The organism is Streptomyces sp. NPDC030814, assembly GCF_055572155.1.
The window spans coordinates 157279-175882 of record NZ_JBVIDX010000010.1 but is presented as its reverse complement, the minus strand read 5'-3'; the positions used below and the strand labels follow the sequence as shown (position 1 = coordinate 175882).

16 protein-coding genes are annotated in these 18604 nt (G+C 72.8%); 9 read left to right on the top strand and 7 right to left on the bottom strand.

Annotated elements, in window-relative coordinates; all coding sequences use genetic code 11:
• A partial coding sequence (locus ACZ43N_RS22390; protein WP_468099735.1) for a chaplin occupies positions 1-752 on the top strand: 752 nt, incomplete at its 5' end.
• Between the two features lie 70 nt (positions 753-822).
• Here the strand turns inward: ACZ43N_RS22390 and ACZ43N_RS22385 are convergent.
• A complete protein-coding gene (locus tag ACZ43N_RS22385; RefSeq protein WP_005485166.1) occupies positions 823-1011 on the bottom strand; it encodes a DUF5703 family protein in 189 nt (62 codons plus the stop codon).
• 48 nt (positions 1012-1059) lie between these two features.
• Here ACZ43N_RS22385 and ACZ43N_RS22380 point away from each other — a divergent pair, with 48 nt between their 5' ends.
• Positions 1060-1749, top strand: coding sequence for a hypothetical protein (locus tag ACZ43N_RS22380; RefSeq protein ID WP_468099733.1), 690 nt, complete (start codon positions 1060-1062; stop codon positions 1747-1749).
• Positions 1750-1829: 80 nt separating this feature from the next.
• On the opposite strand, the gene ACZ43N_RS22375 is transcribed toward ACZ43N_RS22380, so the two are convergent.
• Both ACZ43N_RS22375 and ACZ43N_RS22370 read right to left on the bottom strand, forming a co-directional pair.
• Entirely contained in the window at positions 1830-4175 is a 2346-nt protein-coding gene (locus ACZ43N_RS22375) for a helix-hairpin-helix domain-containing protein (protein ID WP_468099731.1), read from the bottom strand.
• Positions 4172-5155, bottom strand: coding sequence for an aldo/keto reductase (locus ACZ43N_RS22370; protein WP_468099730.1), 984 nt, complete (start codon positions 5153-5155; stop codon positions 4172-4174). The genes ACZ43N_RS22375 and ACZ43N_RS22370 overlap by 4 nt, the downstream gene beginning before the upstream one ends.
• 206 nt (positions 5156-5361) lie before the next feature.
• Here ACZ43N_RS22370 and ACZ43N_RS22365 point away from each other — a divergent pair, with 206 nt between their 5' ends.
• Both ACZ43N_RS22365 and ACZ43N_RS22360 read left to right on the top strand, forming a co-directional pair.
• Positions 5362-6417, top strand: coding sequence for an LLM class F420-dependent oxidoreductase (locus ACZ43N_RS22365; RefSeq protein ID WP_468099728.1), 1056 nt, complete (start codon positions 5362-5364; stop codon positions 6415-6417).
• Between the two features lie 228 nt (positions 6418-6645).
• Positions 6646-7434, top strand: coding sequence for a ferritin-like domain-containing protein (locus ACZ43N_RS22360; protein ID WP_468099726.1), 789 nt, complete (start codon positions 6646-6648; stop codon positions 7432-7434).
• Between the two features lie 162 nt (positions 7435-7596).
• On the opposite strand, the gene corA is transcribed toward ACZ43N_RS22360, so the two are convergent.
• Entirely contained in the window at positions 7597-8601 is a 1005-nt protein-coding gene (gene corA / locus ACZ43N_RS22355; RefSeq protein ID WP_468099725.1) for a magnesium/cobalt transporter CorA, read from the bottom strand.
• A 59-nt stretch (positions 8602-8660) separates the two neighbouring features.
• Here corA and ACZ43N_RS22350 point away from each other — a divergent pair, with 59 nt between their 5' ends.
• From ACZ43N_RS22350 to mshC, 4 genes are all read left to right on the top strand, one after another.
• Positions 8661-9347 (top strand): histidine phosphatase family protein, encoded by a 687-nt coding sequence (locus ACZ43N_RS22350; protein WP_468099723.1) that lies wholly within the window; start codon positions 8661-8663, stop codon positions 9345-9347.
• 96 nt (positions 9348-9443) lie between these two features.
• Complete coding sequence (locus tag ACZ43N_RS22345; protein ID WP_468099721.1) at positions 9444-10034, top strand: DUF3090 domain-containing protein; 591 nt, start codon at positions 9444-9446, stop codon at positions 10032-10034.
• The gene (locus ACZ43N_RS22340; protein WP_468099720.1) at positions 9998-10834 is read left to right on the top strand and encodes an SCO1664 family protein; all 837 of its coding nucleotides are present in this window, start codon (positions 9998-10000) and stop codon (positions 10832-10834) included. Before ACZ43N_RS22345 ends, ACZ43N_RS22340 begins: the two co-directional genes overlap by 37 nt.
• Positions 10835-10934: 100 nt before the next feature.
• Positions 10935-12164 (top strand): cysteine--1-D-myo-inosityl 2-amino-2-deoxy-alpha-D-glucopyranoside ligase, encoded by a 1230-nt coding sequence (mshC, locus tag ACZ43N_RS22335; RefSeq protein WP_468099718.1) that lies wholly within the window; start codon positions 10935-10937, stop codon positions 12162-12164.
• A 603-nt stretch (positions 12165-12767) separates the two neighbouring features.
• Here the strand turns inward: mshC and ACZ43N_RS22330 are convergent.
• Together ACZ43N_RS22330 and ACZ43N_RS22325 are read right to left on the bottom strand one after the other, a co-directional pair.
• Positions 12768-13760 carry a PAC2 family protein gene (locus tag ACZ43N_RS22330; protein WP_468099716.1) on the bottom strand — a complete coding sequence of 331 codons (993 nt, stop codon included), beginning with the start codon at positions 13758-13760 and terminating at the stop codon, positions 12768-12770.
• Between the two features lie 155 nt (positions 13761-13915).
• A complete protein-coding gene (locus ACZ43N_RS22325; protein WP_468099715.1) occupies positions 13916-14587 on the bottom strand; it encodes a FadR/GntR family transcriptional regulator in 672 nt (223 codons plus the stop codon).
• A 247-nt stretch (positions 14588-14834) separates the two neighbouring features.
• Here ACZ43N_RS22325 and ACZ43N_RS22320 point away from each other — a divergent pair, with 247 nt between their 5' ends.
• A complete protein-coding gene (locus ACZ43N_RS22320; RefSeq protein WP_468099952.1) occupies positions 14835-16598 on the top strand; it encodes a GNAT family N-acetyltransferase in 1764 nt (587 codons plus the stop codon).
• Here the strand turns inward: ACZ43N_RS22320 and ACZ43N_RS22315 are convergent.
• Positions 16582-18483 carry an AMP-binding protein gene (locus ACZ43N_RS22315; RefSeq protein ID WP_468099713.1) on the bottom strand — a complete coding sequence of 634 codons (1902 nt, stop codon included), beginning with the start codon at positions 18481-18483 and terminating at the stop codon, positions 16582-16584. The genes ACZ43N_RS22320 and ACZ43N_RS22315 overlap by 17 nt on opposite strands.
• Positions 18484-18604: the final 121 nt, after the last annotated feature.

Genomic DNA, 18604 nt, shown 5'->3' with positions numbered 1-18604 from the left:
GTGTGCTGTCCGGTAACAACGTGCAGGCTCCGGTGCATGCCCCGGTGGACGTGTGCGGCAACGGCGTCACCGGCGTCGGCATCGGCAACGGCGGCACCGACAACGACTGCTCCAACGGCGGCGGCGAGGGCGGATCGTCCAACGGCGGCGGGTCCCAGCCGGGCGGTGAAACCGCTGGCTCGCCGGGCATCGGCTCCGGAAACAACGTGCAGGTTCCCGTGTACACCCCGGTCGACGTGTGCGGCAACGGTGTCAGCGTGATCGGTCTCGGCACGGGGATGACGGGCGCCGACTGCGGGAACTCGGGCGGCGAAGGTGGGCAGGAGACCCCTGGCGGCCCGCAGACTCCGCCGGCCCCGCAGCAGCCTGGTGAGCCGGGGCAGCCGGGGCAGCCGGGGCAGCCGGGGCAGCCGGGTGAGCCGGGGCAGCCGGGGCAGCCTGGTGAGCCCGGAGTGCCCGGAGTGCCCGGGGAACCAGGGCAGCCTGGTGAGCCGGGAGTGCCGGGACTGCCTGGTGAGCCTCAGCTGCCGGGTGAACCGCAGCTGCCGGGTGAGCCCCGCAACCCCGCCGGGGAGGTCCCCGGCAGTGGCACCGACACGCCGAGCACCCGGACCCTCGGTCAGCCCGAGGCCGTCGGGGAACTCGCTCAGACCGGTGCCGAGGCACCGCTCGGCCTGGCTCTGTCACTGGGCGCGGGCACGCTCCTCGGCGGCGCCCTGATCTACCGCAAGGCACGGGCCGCCGCGCAGTAACCGGCTCCGCGCACGGAAAACGGAGCGGGCCCCGTATTAGCGGGGCCCGCTCCGACTCGTTCTGCTCACATCACCACGTGGCGCGCACCTGGCGGATGATCCGTCGGCGCAACCGCACCCTGCGGCTGCCATCGCGCAGCAGACTCAGTCGGTCCAACTCCCAGTGTCCGTACTCGGCATGGTCCGTCAGCAGGCGTGTGGCGTCCTTGCGGGAGACACCGCGAGGTACGTACACGTCGACAAATTCGTATTCCGGCATCGGTATCTATTGTGCGGGCTGGGGCCCGGTACGGATAGCGTCTGCACTATGTCTGATGCTGCGCAGCCCACCGCTGCCGAGGTACGCGCCGCCGCAGAGGCGGTCAAGACCGCGCTCGACCGCCACCTGGCCGCGGTCGAACGCCGGGCGGGTGAGGACGACCCGGCCGTCTACGAGGCGTTCAACGAGCTGGCCGCGGCCGCCGAGGAGTACGACGAACTGCTCTACGACCGGTACGACGAGGTCACTCCCTTCGAGATCCCCGGCACCGAGGACATGCCGCCGTACACCGGTCCCGAGGAGCCGAGCGCGCTGAGCGTGCTGATCCGCCGGGACTACACGGTGGCGGAGCCACAGCGGCTGCTGGCGCAGGCGCAGCGGGTGGAGGCGGCCGACGAGCCGTCCTCCGGCGCCTCGGGTGACGACGAGGCGTCGCCCACCGTGCACGGCGCCCTGGGGCTTCTGTTCGGCGAGTTCGAACCGGACGAGATCGCCTCCCGGCACAAGGAGTTCGGCCTGGAGGAGGGGGACTCCACCCTCTGGGTCACCGCCGGGGACGACACGGCCGACCCCGGCGAATGGCTGGAGGCCCCGTTCGAGAACGTCGACCCCCAGCGGGTCGTCTGCCGCTTCGACGTCAGCGCGGTCTTCGACGATGACGAGGACGACGAGGATCTCGAGGACGAGATCGACCTGGAAGCGGACCTGGGAGCGGACCTGGACGAGGACGAGGCATAGCCACGGGCAGTCGTGCCGCTGGGGCGGCGGGGGTGGGCGCCGCGGCACCCGGCCCCCACCGCTCCGAGCTGCCAGCGCTGTCAGCCGGCCGGGGTCACCTGGGCCCTCAGCAGGGCCGGCAGTCGTGTCGTGCGCGGCTTCGGCGGAACCTCGGCGACCGCCCGTGGCAGCGCCTGCTCCACGCCGTGGACGACGGACAGGTGCCGCTCGGCGCGTCCGAACGCGGTGTAGACCCAGGGGCGACTGAGCGCCTGCGCCGCGTCCCCCGGCAGCACGACCACCGCGGCAGGCCAACGGTGCCCCACCGCCTGGTGAGCGGTGACCGCCCATCCGTGCCGGACGGCCGCGTCGACCCGCTCCTTCGCCACGACGACGGCGCCCCCCGCGCACTCCAGATGCAGCCCCTCCGCGTCGGCCCTGACGACGCGCCCGGGCGTCGTACGGCCCGGCGCGGGGGAGTGGACGACACGGTCACCGGGGTCGAAACCGCCGAAGCGGCCCGGCCCGGGGTTCAGCCGTTGCTTCAGCGCCGCGTTCAGCGCACGCGTCCCCGCCGCGCCCCCGTGCCCGGGGGTGATCACCTGTACCTGCTCGGCAGGGATGCCGAAGGCCCTCGGCACGGAGTCCACGACGAGCTGCACTGTCCGGTGCACCGCCTCCCCGGCATCCCGCACCGGCACGATCACGACCTCCTTGCCGGGGGCGTCCACCTGGTTGAGCTCGCCGATCCCGATCCCGGAGACCAGCTCACCGAGGGGACCGGCGTCCGGTGTCCGTGAGGCGACCTGAGGGCAGGCCCGGGCCGCGAGGAGGTCCGCGAACACCCGCCCCGGCCCGGCGGACCACAGCACCCCCGGATCGCCGCTGAGCACCAGCCGCGCCCCGTCGGGCAGCGACTCGACCAGGAGGGCGGCCGTCTCCACATCGAGCTGCGGCGCGTCCAGCACCAGAAGCAGATCGAGATCCAACGCCCCCTCGGCGTCCCTGCCGGGCCCCTCGGCACCGGCCAGCAGCCCGCCCACGGTGACCACGGCTGAACCGCTCGGCTCGGCCGCGCCGGGGGCCGTGCCCTCCTCGGCGGACGCCGGGGCCGGACCCTTCGCGTCGGCGTCCGCGACGAGCGCGGCGAACCGCTGCCTCCCGTCCGCGCTGTGCGTCGCCGCGCACGCCCGGAGCCCGAGGGCCCGCGCGGTGGCGATCAGTGCGGCGGGTTCCGTGCGGGCGGCCTCGCCCCCCGTGTGCAGGACGAGCCCGTGCGCGGCGACGGCGCGGATCAGCTCGGCGGCGGAACGAGGCGCCGCTGCGGCCGCGGCCGCCCAGTCCGTGGTGTCGTCCTTGGACAGGGAGTTCACGACACGGGCGAGGCCGTCCGCGAGGCTCTCCTCGGCGAGGGCGTAACGCTCCAGGCCGACCAGGACCCGCACCGGGCGTTCCTGCTCCGCCTCGTCGTCGTCGGTGGCCGCCGCGACGGGCGGGGCGTCGTCCAGCGCGTCCTGGAAGATCAGGGCCTCGCCCTCGGCGACGGCACTCTGCACGGCCCCGTCCGGATCCGGCACCGCACGCTGGGCCAGCGCGGCCGTGAGGGCCGTGACCTCCAGCGCGGTGTGCCCGGCGACGGCGGCCTGCTCCAACAGCCATACGGTGACCGCCCGGCCGCGTCGCTCGTCGTCCGGGCCGCACTCCGCGCCCAGCAACGCCCGCGCGAACCCGTCGGCCTGCTCGGGCCGCACTCCGGGGACCCGCAGCAACTGCCATGGGTCCTCGCGCAGCCGGTCACCGGCGCCTTCGCCGAGCACCTCGGCGACCTGCGCGGCCAGTGCCTCCGGAGCACCGCCCCCGGCCAGCACCGCACGCACGGCCCCGACGGTCTCGCCGGACGGAGCCGCGGCGACCGGGGCGTCCACCGGCTGCGGGCGCCGCACCGGTTCCGGCGCGGGCCGCCGGGGCGCGGGCTCCGGCTCGACGAAGACGGTGGCCGAGGGCTTCTGCCCGCCCTCCACGGCCCGTACCGCCGCCAGCAGGTCGGCCGCCGTGCCGCTGAGCTTGGTGCCCGCCGCGATCGGGCCCTTCTTCTCCGCCTTCCGCCGCTCGATCCGCTCCCGCTCCAGCCGCTGCGCCGCCAACTCGGCCTGCGCCTCGGAAAGATCGGGCCCGCCGTCGGAGTCCGCCGCGCCCTCGGAGCCGGTGGACGCGCCGTCCGACTCGGCGGCAGCGCCCCCGGGGCCGGAGGAGGCGCCGGCGGTGCCGCCGTCGGCCGTCTCCGTGCCGGTGGCCTCGTCCTCCGCGGCCCCCTCGCCCATCGCCGCGGCGGATGCCGCCGCGTGGTCGTCCGGTGTGCCCTCGGCCCCCGGGGTCCCGGCCCCGGGGGTTCCGTCGGACCGGCCCCCCGGCTCGTCCGGCTCCGTGGTCGCGGGCTCCGTGCTCACAGCGTGCTCCAGTCGTGATCGGGATAGCGGTGCACGGGCGCCGACACGTCGTCGAGCGCCCGGCAGATCTCGTCAGGAAGACTAAGGGTCTCCACTGACAACGCAGCCGTGAGCTGGAGCGCGTTGCGGGCGCCGACGATGGGCGCGGTGACACCCGGCCGGTCCCGCACCCAGGCGAGGGCGACCTGCAGCGGCGTCACGGCGAGCCCGTCCGCGGCGGTCTGCACCGCGTCCACGATGCTGGTCGCCGTGTCGTCCAGGTACGGCGCGACGAACCGTGCCATGTGCTCCGAACCGCCCCGCGAGTCCGGCGGTGTGGCGTGGCGGTACTTCCCGGTCAGCACGCCTCGGCCGAGCGGGGAGGAGGGGAGCAGCCCGACGCCGAGGTCCAGTGCGGCCGGCAGCACCTCGCGCTCGACACCGCGCTGGAGCAGCGAGTACTCCATCTGCGTACTGGCCAGCCGGGTGCGTATCCCCGGCGCGGCGAGCTGCCAGGTGGCAGCCTTCGCGAGCTGCCAGCCGCAGAAGTTGGAGACCCCCGCGTAGCGGGCGCGGCCGCTGCTGACGGCCAGGTCGAGGGCGTGGAGCGTCTCCTCCAGCGGTGTCTCGGGGTCGAAGGCGTGGATGTGCCAGAGGTCGACGTAGTCGGTGCCCAGGCGGGCGAGGGAGGCGTCCAGGGCGGCGAGCAGATGGCCGCGGGAGCCGTCGAAACGGCGGTCGGGGTCGGGGACACTGCCGGCCTTCGTGGAGATGACCAGGTCACGGCGGGGTACTAGCCCGTCCATCAGCTGTCCGAGCAGATATTCGGCCTCGCCGTCGCCGTACACGTCCGCGGTGTCGACGAGGGTGCCGCCCGCCTCCCAGAACACCTTCAACATGTCCGCGGCGTCATGCTCGTCCGTGTCGCGGCCCCACGTCAGGGTGCCGAGCCCGATCCGGGACACACGCAGGCCGGTACGGCCGAGATGCCTCTGCTCCATGGACGCCGACATTACTGTCCGGAGTTCGCCGTGTGGGGGCCTGTGGACGACCGTTTTCCTCCCACGTCGCGTCACGGGCCGTGTTCCCGAACCCCCGCACGAGAGCCAGGGGCGGGGAACCCGCCCCTCCCGACCACTCCGGCGAGGAACCGGACGGTATGGTCGGCCGCACAAGGGACGTTACTGATCGGTAAAGGCTGGTCTATATGAAGCTCGGGATCAACCTCGGCTACTGGGGCGCCGGAATGGACGGGGACAACCTGGCCGTGGCCCAGGAGGCCGACCGCCTCGGTTACGCGGTGTGCTGGGCGGCGGAGGCGTACGGCTCGGACGCCGCCACCGTGCTCAGCTGGGTCGCCGCCAAGACCGAACGCATCGACGTGGGTTCGGCCATCTTCCAGATCCCGGCCCGCCAGCCGGCGATGACCGCGATGACCGCCGCGACGCTGGACTCGCTCTCCGGCGGCCGGTTCCGCCTCGGCCTCGGCGTGTCCGGGCCGCAGGTCTCCGAGGGCTGGTACGGAGTGAAGTTCGACAAGCCGCTCGCCCGCACCCGCGAGTACGTCGAGATCATCCGCAAGGCGATGACCCGTGAGCGTCTGTCCCACGAGGGCGAGCACTGGACCCTTCCCCTGCCCGGCGGCCCCGGCAAGCCGCTCAAGCTCACCGTGCACCCCACCCGCGAGCACATCCCGCTGTACATCGCGGCGATCGGTCCGAAGAACCTGGAGCAGACCGGTGAGATCGCCGACGGCGCGTTGCTGATCTTCCCGTCCGCCGCGCACCTGGAGGACACGGCCGTCACGTACCTGCGCGCGGGACGCGAGAAGGCCGGCAAGACCGTCGACGGCTTCGACGTGTGCCCGACGCTGCCGATCGCCGTCGGCGACGACAAGGACGTGACGACGCTCGCCGACACCTTCCGCCCCTACACCGCGCTGTACGTCGGCGGCATGGGCAGCCGCAAGCAGAACTTCTACAACCAGCTCGCCCAGCGCATGGGCTACGAGAAGGAGGCCGCCGAGATCCAGGACAAGTACCTGGGCGGCGACAAGGCCGGTGCCGCGGCCGCGATCCCGCACGAGCTGATCGACCAGACGACGCTGCTCGGCTCCGTGGAGCGCATCGCCGACCGGATGAAGGCCTACGCGGAGGCCGGCGTCACCACCCTCACGCTGGCGCCCGCGGGCTTCACGCTGGACGAGCGGATCGCCTCGCTGCGGGCCGGCACCGAGGCCCTGGAGCGGGCCGGGCTCGCCTGACGCCCGGCGGTCACACCGCACCGGGAGGAGTACTGCGGCCGTGGTGGGGGCTCGGGGGTCTTCCCCGCCACGGCCGTCACGGGGGACAACGCGGCACCGGTCTCCTCGGTTACGCGTCTTCGCCGCCCTGTCGTCCTTCGTTTGGCGGATTTGTCCGACACAGCTGTTGCCTGGCTCCTGGTACCCCATTTGACTCGATTTTCAGGGTCCTGCAGAGAGGTGCCTCAGATGCTTTCGGCCAAGAGCCTGTTCCAGGAGATCATCGACGACGACGAGTCGTTCCGGCTGTTCTGCTCCATCGCCGCCAGCGGGGAGTCGCAGGGCGGCTGGGAGAACGCGCGCATCGCCGCGCTCGTCCCGGAGAGCGAGCGTGCGCTCGCCCCCAGGATCACCCGCCACGGCGCGGACGAGGACAAGCACGGACGGATCTTCAACGCCCTCATGAAGAAGCGCGGCCTCGAACCCGTGGAGGTCCCGCCGGAGACCGACTACACGATGCTCCTGGAGCGCCACGGCATCGGTCTGGCGCACGAGAAACTGAAGGCCGAGCAGCCTCTCACCGTGCGGGACATCATCGTCTACCTGTCCCACAGCCGCGTCACCGAACAGCGCGCCTCCGAACAGATGGTGATGCTCCGCAAGCACTTCGCCGACCATCCGGAGATCGGCAAGGCCGTCCGGATGATCTCCGACGACGAGGACAACCACCTCGCCTACACCCACGAGGAACTCCTGCGCTTCGCCGCCGCCGGACACGGTCGCCTCATCCAGCGGACGCTGCGCGAGTGCGCCCTCGCCGAGATCGCCGTGTACCGGGACGTCAGCCTCGCCGTGATGGCCCACATGGGGCGCGTCCTCGGCTGGTCGAGGGCCAAGTCCGCCGTCCTCGCCGCGGGCATCCACGCGGTGTACGCCTACGAGCGGGTCCTCGGCTGGCGCCGCATGGTCACCCTGGAGATGCCGGAGCGCCGCGACGCGCTCGGCGGACCGGCATCCACGGCACCCGAGTTCGCCTGAGACCCCCGAGCACGAACAGCCGTACGCGCGTGGAAGACGCTCACCGGCCATGCGCGGAGACACGGGCACGCCGCCATGCGCGGAGACGCGGGCACGCCCCTGCGCGCGGAGACACGGGCACGCCCCCGCGCGTACCGTGCGCCGCAGGCCCGTGCCTGCTCGTCACAGCCATCCGCGGCGCTTGAAGAGCCGGTACACCAGCACCTCCAGCACGGCCATCAGCGCGATCAGCGCCGGATACGACCACACCCAGCGCAGTTCGGGCATGTGCTCGAAGTTCATGCCGTAGATCCCGGCGAACATCGTGGGGATCGCGGCCATGGCCGCCCAGGCGGAGATCTTCCGCATGTCGTCGTTCTGGCGGACGCTCATCTGCGCGAGGTGCGCCGAGAGGATGTCGGACACCAGCCGGTCCAGGCCCTCCACGGACTCGTTCACCCGGGTGAGATGGTCGCTGACGTCACGGAAGAAGGGGCGGGCCTCCTCGTCCACGAAGGGCACCGCGGCGCCCTGGACGCCTTGGACGCCCTGGCCGGAGAGCCGGGTGAGGGGCGCGGCGAGCGGGCCGGTGGCGCGGCGGAACTCCAGCACCTGGCGCTTGAAGCCGTAGATCCGCGACGCGGTGTTCCGTGAGCCGCCGACATCGGGGGAGAAGACCTCCGCCTCCAGTTCCTCCAGGTCCGTCTGCAGTTCGGTCGCCACCTCGAGGTAGTGGTCGACCGTGGCGTCCGTGATCGCGTACAGCACCGACGTGGGCCCTTCGCCCAGCAGCTCCGGCTCCTGCTCCAGACGGCGTCGTACGACATCCAGGGGCGAGCCCTCGCCGTGGCGGACGGTCACCACGAAGGCGTCGCCGAGGAAGACCATGATCTCGTCCGTGCTCACCGTGTCCCCGGCCGGCTCGTACACGACCGGTTTGAGCACCATGAACAGCGAGTCCTCGTACACCTCCAGCTTGGGCCGCTGGTGGGCCTTCAGGGCGTCCTCGACGGCCAGCGGATGCAGCGCGAACTCCTCGGTGACGAGGGCGAACTCCTTCTCCGTCGGCTCGTGCAGACCGATCCACACGAAGCCGCCCGAGGCGCGCGCCGCGGCCAGGGCGTCGGAGAGGTCGTCTGGACCCTCGGTGCGGTGGCCGTCGCGATAGACGGCGCAGTCGACGATCACGGGGGAGTTCCTTTCTCGACGGGGGAGCCGCCAGGAGGGCAGGGCCTAGGCTGGGCCGCATGCCCACGTTGATCCTTGTCCGGCACGGCCGGTCCACCGCCAACACCGATGGGGTGCTCGCCGGGTGGACGCCCGGCGTCGCCCTCGACGAGCGCGGCACCGCGCAGGCCGCGGCGCTGCCCGGCCGTCTGGCCGGGCTGCCGATCTCCGAGGTCGTCACGAGCCCCCTCCAGCGGTGTCAGGAGACGCTGCGCCCGCTCCTGGACGCCCGGCCCGAGCTGCCCCCGCACACCGACGACCGCATCGGGGAGTGCCACTACGGCGACTGGTCCGGCCGCAAGCTCGCCGAACTCGCCGACGAGCCGCTGATGCAGGTCGTCCAGGCGCATCCGACGGCTGTCCAGTTCCCCGGCGGGGAGTCGATGCGGGAGATGCAGCACCGGGCCGCGGAGGCCGTACGGGAGTGGAACGCGCGCGTGGAGCGCGACCACGGACCGGACGCCGTGTATCTGATGTGCTCGCACGGCGACATCATCAAGTCGCTCGTCGCGGACGCACTCGGACTTCATCTGGACCTCTTCCAGCGGATTTCTGTCGAACCGTGTTCCATCACCGCGATCCGTTACACACGACTGCGGCCGTTTCTCGTCCGCCTCGGCGACACCGGGGACTTCGCGTCCCTCGCGCCGCGTGAGGAACCGGCGAGCGGTGACGCCGCCGTCGGGGGCGGCGCGGGAGCACCGTGATCGTCAACCGCAGTAGGGTGAAGCGGTCGCGACGGCGCTGAACCCGTCAGCAGCCGGAGCGACCGGTCCCGACGTCGATTCCAATGGAGACAGGACGTGTCCCGTCAGGTGTTCCTCTACGACCCCCCGGACCGCTTCGTGGCCGGTACGGTCGGGCTGCCCGGGCGCCGGACCTTCTTCCTGCAGGCCTCCTCAGGGCAGCGGGTCACCAGCGTGTCCCTGGAGAAGACCCAGGTCGCGGCGCTGGCCGAACGCATGGACGAGCTGCTCGACGAGGTCGTGCGGCGCAGCGGCGGCAGCGCCGCCGTTCCGGCCGTCGCCCCCACCGAGGTCTCGGACACGGCGCCGCTGGAGACCCCCATCGAGGAGGAGTTCCGCGTCGGCACCATGGCCCTGGCCTGGGACGGCGACGAACAGCGCATGATCGTCGAGGCGCAGGCCCTGGTCGAGCTGGACGCCGACTCCGAGGAGGACCTCGCCGAGGCGGAGGAGCGGCTGCTCCAGGACGAGGAGAACGGTCCGCCCATGCTCCGCGTCCGCCTCACCGGCGCGCAGGCCAGGGCCTTCGCCAAGCGCGCCCTCGACGTCGTCAACGCGGGACGGCCGCCGTGCCCGCTGTGCAGTCTTCCGCTCGACCCGGAGGGACACGTATGTCCGCGCCAGAACGGATACCGCCGCGGGGAGTGACCTCCGAGGGGCGTATGCCGGCCGCCGAGCTGCTGAGCGAGGGCGAGCTGACCGTACGCGGGCAGGTGCGCGAGGCGTCCAACGCGGTCCTCTACTGCTCCGTCTCGTACGAGGGGCAGGAGGCCGCCTGCGTCTACAAGCCCGTCGCCGGGGAGCGCCCGCTGTGGGACTTCCCCGAGGGGACGCTCGCGCAGCGCGAGGTCGCCGCGTACGAGGTGTCCGAGGCGACCGGCTGGGGGCTCGTGCCGCCGACCGTGCTGCGTGACGGGCCGTACGGGCAGGGCATGTGCCAGTTGTGGATCGAGGGCGTGCCCGGGTCCCAACTGCTCGCCCTCGTGGACGGTGAGGAGGCGGGGGAGGGGTGGAAGGCCGTCGGGTTCGCCGAGGTCGGCGACGGCGAGACCGCGCTCCTCGTGCACGCCGACGACCGGCGGCTGCGCCGGCTCGCCGTCCTCGACGCCGTCATCAACAACGCCGACCGCAAGGGCGGCCATCTCCTCCCGGCCGCCGAGGACCGCCTCTACGGCATCGACCACGGTGTGACCTTCAACGTCGAGAACAAGTTGCGGACCCTGCTGTGGGGGTGGGCGGGCGAGCCCCTCACGGACGAGGCCGTCGACGTGCTGCGGGGGTTGCGCGACCAGCTGGGCGAAGGCGGGGCGCTGACCGCCAAGCTGTCCGGGCTGATCACGACGGCCGAAGTGGACGCCACGAGGGAGCGGGTCGCCACGCTCCTGCGGACAGGCCGGCACCCGGAACCGAGCGGGGAGTGGCCGGCCATCCCGTGGCCGCCGGTGTGAGGGCGGCGCGGCGGGTCGGGTGGCTCGATGCCGACGTCGCCCGTGGCCGAGCCAACGGGCGCCCGGCTTAACCCCGCGGGGATCGGGTTAGGCTCGTGCCATGTATGCCTGGCCCGCTTCTGAGGTCCCCGTCCTGCCCGGCAAGGGCCGCGACCTGAGGATCCACGACACCGCGACCGGCGGTCTGGTCACCCTTGCCCCCGGTCCCGTCGCCCGTATCTACGTCTGCGGTATCACGCCGTACGACGCGACCCACCTGGGTCACGCGGCGACCTACAACGCGTTCGACCTCGTTCAGCGCGTGTGGCTCGACACCAAGCGGCAGGTTCACTACGTCCAGAACGTCACCGACGTCGACGATCCGCTGCTGGAGCGGGCCGAGCGCGACGGCATCGACTGGGTGGCCCTCGCCGAGAAGGAGACCGCCCTCTTCCGTGAGGACATGACCGCGCTGCGGATGCTGCCTCCCCAGGAGTACGTGGGTGCCGTCGAGGCCATCCCCGGCATCGTCCCGCTCGTCGAGCGGCTCCGGGACGCCGGCGCCGCGTACGAACTCGAAGGCGACATCTACTTCTCCGTCGAGTCCGATCCCTATTTCGGGAAGGTCTCCGGCCTCGACGCCGCCGCGATGCGGCTGCTGTCGGCCGAGCGCGGTGGCGACCCGGACCGGCCCGGCAAGAAGAACCCGCTCGACCCGATGTTGTGGATGGCCGCGCGTGCGGGCGAGCCCAGCTGGGACGGCGGCTCCCTCGGACGCGGCCGGCCCGGCTGGCACATCGAGTGCGTCGCCATCGCCCTCGACCACCTCGGCATGGGCTTCGACGTGCAGGGCGGCGGCTCCGACCTCGCCTTCCCGCACCACGAGATGGGCGCCTCCCACGCCCAGGTGCTGACCGGCGAGTTCCCCATGGCCAAGGCGTACGTCCACGCCGGAATGGTCGCGCTGCACGGCGAGAAGATGTCCAAGTCCAAGGGCAACCTCGTCTTCGTCTCCCGGCTGCGCGGGGACGGGGTCGACCCGGCGGCCATACGGCTCGCGCTCCTCGCCCACCACTACCGGGCCGACTGGGAGTGGACCGACCAGGTCCTCCAGGACGCCGTCGCCCGGCTGGGCCGGTGGCGTGCCGCCGTCTCCCGGCCCGACGGGCCGCCCGCCGAGGCGCTCGTCGAGGAGATCCGCGAGGCCCTCGCCGACGACCTCGACGCCCCGGCCGCGCTCGCGGCGGTCGACCGCTGGGCCGCGCTGCAGCAGGACCAGGGCGGTACGGACGAGGGGGCACCCGGCGTCGTCTCACGCGCCGTGGACGCCCTCCTCGGTGTGGCCCTGTGAAGTAACGACACTGCACGGACGCCACGGGCATGATCCACCGTCACATGTGTCACGGGGGCGGGGGCACCGCGGTGTCCCCGCAAGGGGGCGCCTTCTCCGGAGGGAGGGGGCGCCTCTCTCGCGTGCCGGGCGTCATGTGACGGGGTGACAGACGTCAGGTGAGGCCGGGCCGGCCGACTGCCGGTCCCTTCGTGGAAGGACCGGCGTCACCCGACTCGTCGATCTGGGGGACTTGGCACCAATGACCAACGGCGACGGCCTGCGCCTCCTCGGACGGCGGCTGTACGTCGTGCAGAACCGCCAGAACCCGATCGATGTGTTCAAGCTCGCCTCGGACGGCAGCTCCAGCATCTTCGAGGAGCGCCTCGTGGACCCGGACTTCGACGTCCCGACGACCGTCACCGCCCACGACAACCGCCTGTACCTGCCCAACGCCCGCTTCAGGACGACACCGACGCCGGACACGACGTATTGCGTCGTCGCCGTGGAGCGCTTACAGCCGACCGACGGACCACTGCCGCCCACCGACCCCCGCCGCGCTCCCCGTGCCCTGTTCCCGGGCTCGGGGAGCGCGGTGACGCCTCCTCACGGGACCAGGGAGGGTTATTCCTCCGACGACTCCTCGTCCTCGCCGCCCGGCCGCGGGGGCTTCGGCGGTCGCGTCCGGCCACCGGGGTTGTCCTTCGGGTTCCACGCACCGGGCCCCGTGTCGCCCCCGTCGGCCGTGGCGTGCCCACCCGCCGAACCGGTAGGGCCCCCGTCGCGGCGCCGCAGATACCGCTCGAACTCGCGGGCGATCGCCTCGCCCGACGCCTCGGGCAGCTCCGCGGTGTCCCGGGCCTCCTCCAGCGTCTGCACGTACTCCGCGACCTCGCTGTCCTCGGCGGCCAGCTGGTCCACGCCCACCTGCCAGGCGCGCGCGTCCTCGGGCAGCTCGCCCAGCGGAATGCGCACGTCGATCAGGTCCTCCAGACGGTTGAGGAGGGCCAGCGTCGCCTTCGGGTTCGGCGGCTGCGACACGTAGTGCGGCACCGCGGCCCACAGCGAGACCGCCGGGACACCGGCGTGCGTGCACGCCTCCTGGAGGATGCCCACGATTCCCGTGGGACCCTCGTACTTGGTCTCCTCCAGGTCCATCCGCTGCGCGAGATCCGGGTCCGACGTGACCCCGCTGACCGGGACCGGACGCGTGTGCGGGGTGTCGCCGAGCAGGGCGCCCAGGATCACCACCAGCTCCACGCCCAGCTCATGGGCGAAGCCCAGCAGCTCGTTGCAGAACGAACGCCACCGCATCGACGGCTCGATACCTCGGACCAGCACGAGATCGCGGGGCTTCTCGCCGCCGACCCGCACCACCGACAACCTTGTCGTCGGCCAAGTGATCTTGCGTACGCCGCCGTCCAGCCACACCGTGGGCCGGTTCACCTGGAAGTCGTAGTAGTCCTCGGCGTCCAGCGCCGCGAACACCTCGCCCTTCCACTCCCGGTCCAGGTGCGCGACCGCGGCGGAGGCGGCGTCGCCGGCGTCGTTCCAGCCTTCGAACGCGGCCACCATGACTGGGTCGATCAGCTCGGGAACCCCCTCCAGCTCGATCACCCAGCGCCTCCTTCCGACGTGCCCTCGCGTACGTCCCAACCTTACGGCGTGCCCAGGGGGCGTTCGCAGCCCCCTTGCACGGGGGAGTGAACGGATCAATGCCCCGTTCGCGCGGCGGAAACACTCATCACCCCGGCCCGGGAGTGATCACCGCCTCACAGCGACGATCGCAGCCACTGCTCGACGCTCGCGATGTGGACCGTCGCCCAGGATCGGGCGGCCTCGGCGTCGCGGTCACGGAGGGCGGCGAGGATGGCGCGGTGCTCGTGCAGTGTGCGGCTGACGGCGTCCTCCTGGGTGAGGCCGCGCCAGACGCGGGCTCGGGTGGTGGGCCCGGAGAGGCCGTCCAGGAGGGAGCACAGGACGGAGTTCCCGGAGCTCTGCACGATGCCCTTGTGGAACTCCAGGTCGCAGGCGACCAGTTCCTCCACGGAAGGGGCGTCGCCCAGTTCGTCCAACCGGGCCCCCAGCGCGTCCAGTTGCTGCTCACTGATCCGCAGGGCGGCCATCGCCGTGGCCGCCGGTTCCAGGATGCGGCGCACGGCGAGGAACTCGAGGACCGTGTCGTCGCGGTGGAAGTCCACGACGAAGCTCAGCGCCTCCAGCAGGAGCTGGGGGTCGAGGCTCGTCACATACGTGCCGTCGCCCTGCCGTACGTCCAGGATGCGGATCAGCGACAGGGCGCGAACCGCCTCACGCAGGGAGTTCCGGGACAGTCCCAGGTCGGCGGCGAGCTCGCTCTCCTTGGGCAGGCGGTCGCCCGGGCGCAGCGCGCCGGAGACGATCATGTCCTTGATCTTCTCGATCGCCTCGTCGGTGACTGCCATGGCGCCCGCCCTCCCTGTCGTGCCCTGCATGCTCAGACATCGGATGTCTCAGACTCATTATGGGCCCACCATCAGGGGGAACGTCCCTGATGGGCGGCAGCACCGGACGCCGGGCCCCGGCCGAGCGGCTTCTCGGACTGTGATTCCCGGGGATTCTCCCAGTTCCAATGCGGGCACGGGCACTCTCGGCACACCAGTGGTCCTACGCTGATCACACGATGGGGAGCCAGGAGGCACGGGGGTGGGGATGCGGATCCGGCCGGCACGCACCGACGAGGCGGGGGCGCTGACCGAGCTGGTCCTGCGCTCGAAGGCCCACTGGGAGTACGACGCGGAGTTCCTGGAAGCATGCCGGGCCGAACTCACCATCCGACCGCACGACATCCACCGCCACCGCGTCGTCGTCGCCGAGGACACCGAACACGGAGTCGTGGGGGTGGCTTCGCTGGAGGGAAAGGGCCCCGAGGGCAGCCTCGGTCTGTGCTTCGTCGAGCCCGCCGCCATCGGCCGCGGCGTCGGCCGCGCCCTCTACATTCATGTGACGAGTGCCGCCCGCGAGCTCGGCTTCACCCGGCTCACCATCGAGTCGGACCCCAACGCCGAACCGTTCTACCGCCGGATGGGCGCCCGCCCCGTCGGCCGCACGCCCTCCGGCTCGCGGGCCGGACGGCAACTCCCTCTCCTCGAAGTGCGTCTCGAGCCCCGGAGCGACGGCTGGACCCAGGTCTGGACAGCGGGTCGTCGTGCGGTCCACCTCGGCAACGTGGCCGAGTTCCAGGCGCAGTTCGGCCCGGTCTCCCCGCAGGCCGCGCACTACTCCTGCCTGGCCGCCTTCCTCTCGCCGCACCCGGCCGCCCTGATCCTGCCCGCGGCGGTCCCGCCCGACTGGACCGACATGGTCGGCCGCGCGTTGGCCTGGGACCCCGTGGAGGTCTACGACGGCCTGACGGAACCGGACCCGGCGGACAGCCCGGCGGCAGGCGCCGCTGGGGCGGGTCGGGGCGACACCCTGACCCGGGCCGTCCTCTCCCGCCCGGCCCTCCTCCAGCGGCTGACGTCCCTCGGCCTGCCCCTCCTGCCGTGGGGCCGCACCCCCGCCGTCGCCGAGCTGACCGGCGAACCCCTGGGCCCCGAGGCCCTGCGGTACGAGTCCAAGCGGGCCTCGCACGAGCTGTTCACCCGGCTCGCCCCCGCTCATCCGGAGGTCCAGGTGCCCGAGCAGTGGCAGCCGGCCACGCGGTGGCAGGCGGCACGCCTGCTCCGGGCACGGAGCCGCGCGGGCCTGGCCACGGTGGTCAAGACCGAGCACGGCGCCGGGGGTTCCGGCACCCGGGTGATACGGGACCACGGCCTGCGACGCCTTCCGCTGCCTGGCGGCCCCGTCCTGCTGGAGGAATTCGTCGCCGGGGGGACCGAGCCCCGCGACCTGACCTTCGACGGGCTGGTCGACGCGGACGGCCGGGTGCACCCGGTGGGCGTCGCCCTCATGGACGTCCAGGGCACCGCCTACCAGGGCGCCACCGTGGGCCCCGGCGCCGTGCCGGCACCGCTCGCCGAGACCCTGACGCGGTTCGGCGAAGCCGTGGGGGAGCGGATCGCGGCGAGCGGACACCGGGGCTGGTTCGACGTCGACTTCGTGACCGGCTCCGACGGCCGCCCGGCGCCCACCGAGATCAACCTCCGGATGACCGGCCCCTCCGTCGCCTTCATGGTCAAGGCGCGGCTGGACGAGACCCGAGGGGGCGATCACCTCGTCCGCAGCGTCGACCACGTGCCGCTGGGCGCCCGGCTGCCCGGCCCCGCCCTGTCCGCCTTCCTGCGCGAGACGATGGCGCGCTGCGCCGGGATCGACGCCGTGCTGCTGCCCTCGATCCCGACCGCCGCCTTCGCGCCGGCCCCCTACCTGGGCGTCGTCCTGGCCGCGCACACCCGTGCACGCCTCGACGCCGCCGAAGCCCTGGTGCGCGCGGCGGCCCGCGACACCGGCCGGATGTTCACGGCCCAGGGGTGACCGCCGGGGGCGCCGGGCGTCGGGTCACGTACACCGCCACCACCGCCGCCGCGATCATCAGCGGCACATTGAAGGCGTACACCAGCGCCGCCTGCCGTTCCCAGTCGTTCTTCGCGGCGAGCCGGTAGAGGTTGTCCTGCGGCCACCAGGAGACCAGCAGCCACACCACGGCCAGATGGGCCGCCGTCGTCAGCCCGCCGGAGCGTCCCTGGCGGCGCATCAGCGGGCGCCCGGCGATCAGGAAGGCGAGGCCCATGCCGAACGCCAGCAGCTCGGCGGCGTACAACCCCCTGAAGAGCCACGACCACGGTGTGGGCACATATGTGAGGTCGGTGGAGCCCGGCCAGAACACATCGGTGAGGATTCCGGCCAGCGGGAGGACCACGACGAGCACCGCGCAGCCCAGCCCGTAGAGGAACCCGGCCCGGCCCGAGGCCGCACCACCGCCCTTGCCGTTCACCTGCCCGGACGTCCCGTGCCGCGCGGGCAGCGGCAGCAGCCGGCGGTCGATCCGCCCGGCCCGGTCACGGGGCAGGGCACCGAGGGTCACCACGGCTGCCGGGATCTCCTGGTCCGGCACCACGTCCCGCAGATGGGCGCGCAGCGCGTCGGCGCCCGGAGCGGCCGTCGGTGAGGCGGGGACGACGTAGGCGACGAGCCGGTCCTCGTCCACGGCGGCGATCACCGACTCCCGTATCCCGGGATGCGCAGTCAGCGCGGCCTCGGCCGGATAGGGGTCGACGGTACGGCCGCGGACGCGGACCCGGTGTGCCAGCCGGCCGCCGAACTCCAGCAGACCGTCCTCCCGCAGCGTCCCCGCGTCACCGGTGGGCAGGGCCTCGGCATCGTCGGAGCCGTCCGGGGGCGTCAGCCGGATCTCGCCCTGGCGGACCTCGGCCCGGCAGCCGGGGAACGGGCGGCCGAGCAGACTGACCCGTGCGGGCTCCGCCACCGGACCGGTGAGCTGGTCCGTCTCGAACCAGGTGCCGCAGCCCGCGACCTCCACGGTCCCGTAGACGTTGAGCAGCCGCGCCCCCGGCGCCAGCCGCCCCTGGAGTCGTACCTGCTCGTCGAGGGCGAGCCGTTCCCCACCGACCGCCACCAGCCGCAGTCCCGCGGGCGGCGCGGCCGAGTCGAGCAGCAGCCGGGCCGAGCGCGGGTCGGTGTCCAGCACCGTGACATCCCCGGCGAAGGGCCGCCCCCACAGCGTGGCGCCGATCTCGTCCTCCGGCAGGACCAGCGTGCCGCCGGAGCACAGGGCCCGGACCCAGCCGTAGGTGAAGGCGGCGGTGTCGGCCGGCGCGGTCACCAGGTGGACGTCCGAGGGCCGCAGCCCGAACACCTCGGCCCAGGCCCGGTACGCGTCGTGCAGCCGCTGGTGGCCTGTTTCGACCGCACGCCGCTCGCCCGCGGTACCCGCGGAGAACAGCACCGCGGCCGTGACCCCGCAGGGTGCGGCGGCGGGCTCGGGGGAGTGGGCGTCGATCAGGGCCGCGTCGGTGTCCAGACACACCACGGCACGGCCGGTGCCGTCGTCCACGGCCGGCCCGTATCGGGCGTACGTCAGCACCGTGCGCGCCCCGGCCTGTTCCAACGCCCGCCCGATGTCCCCGGTCGGCTGCCGCGGGCCGATCACGGCATAGGAGCCCCCCGCCTTCAGCACGCCGAGCACCGCGACCAGTACGTCCGGCGGCCGGGAGGCGCACACGGCGACGGTCTCACCGGTGCCGAGCCCGGAGTCCAGCAGATGCCGGGCCAGGCGGTTGGCCCGGCCCTCCAGCTGCCCGTACGTCAGCCGGGCCGCCGCCGTGACCAGCGCGGGCCGGTCGGGAGTCTCACGCGCCCGCGCCTCGAACAACCGATGGAGTTCGTTTGCCCCGTTCATGACCATTGATCATGGCAGAGGCGGAGTCGACCGGGAAGAAGATCCGACGGGGAAGAAAGTCCGGCACACACCGAAGGGGCGGCTCCACCGATGTGGTGGAGCCGCCCCCTCGTGGTCCGGC

Coding starts and splice junctions, on each gene's coding strand:
- ACZ43N_RS22385 (WP_005485166.1), bottom strand. CDS start 1,011: ATGCCGGAATACGAATTTGTCGACGTGTACGTACCTCGCGGTGTCTCC.
- ACZ43N_RS22380 (WP_468099733.1), top strand. CDS start 1,060: ATGTCTGATGCTGCGCAGCCCACCGCTGCCGAGGTACGCGCCGCCGCA.
- ACZ43N_RS22370 (WP_468099730.1), bottom strand. CDS start 5,155: ATGGAGCAGAGGCATCTCGGCCGTACCGGCCTGCGTGTGTCCCGGATC.
- ACZ43N_RS22365 (WP_468099728.1), top strand. CDS start 5,362: ATGAAGCTCGGGATCAACCTCGGCTACTGGGGCGCCGGAATGGACGGG.
- ACZ43N_RS22360 (WP_468099726.1), top strand. CDS start 6,646: ATGCTTTCGGCCAAGAGCCTGTTCCAGGAGATCATCGACGACGACGAG.
- ACZ43N_RS22350 (WP_468099723.1), top strand. CDS start 8,661: ATGCCCACGTTGATCCTTGTCCGGCACGGCCGGTCCACCGCCAACACC.
- ACZ43N_RS22340 (WP_468099720.1), top strand. CDS start 9,998: ATGTCCGCGCCAGAACGGATACCGCCGCGGGGAGTGACCTCCGAGGGG.
- mshC (WP_468099718.1), top strand. CDS start 10,935: ATGTATGCCTGGCCCGCTTCTGAGGTCCCCGTCCTGCCCGGCAAGGGC.
- ACZ43N_RS22325 (WP_468099715.1), bottom strand. CDS start 14,587: ATGGCAGTCACCGACGAGGCGATCGAGAAGATCAAGGACATGATCGTC.
- ACZ43N_RS22320 (WP_468099952.1), top strand. CDS start 14,835: ATGCGGATCCGGCCGGCACGCACCGACGAGGCGGGGGCGCTGACCGAG.
- ACZ43N_RS22315 (WP_468099713.1), bottom strand. CDS start 18,483: ATGAACGGGGCAAACGAACTCCATCGGTTGTTCGAGGCGCGGGCGCGT.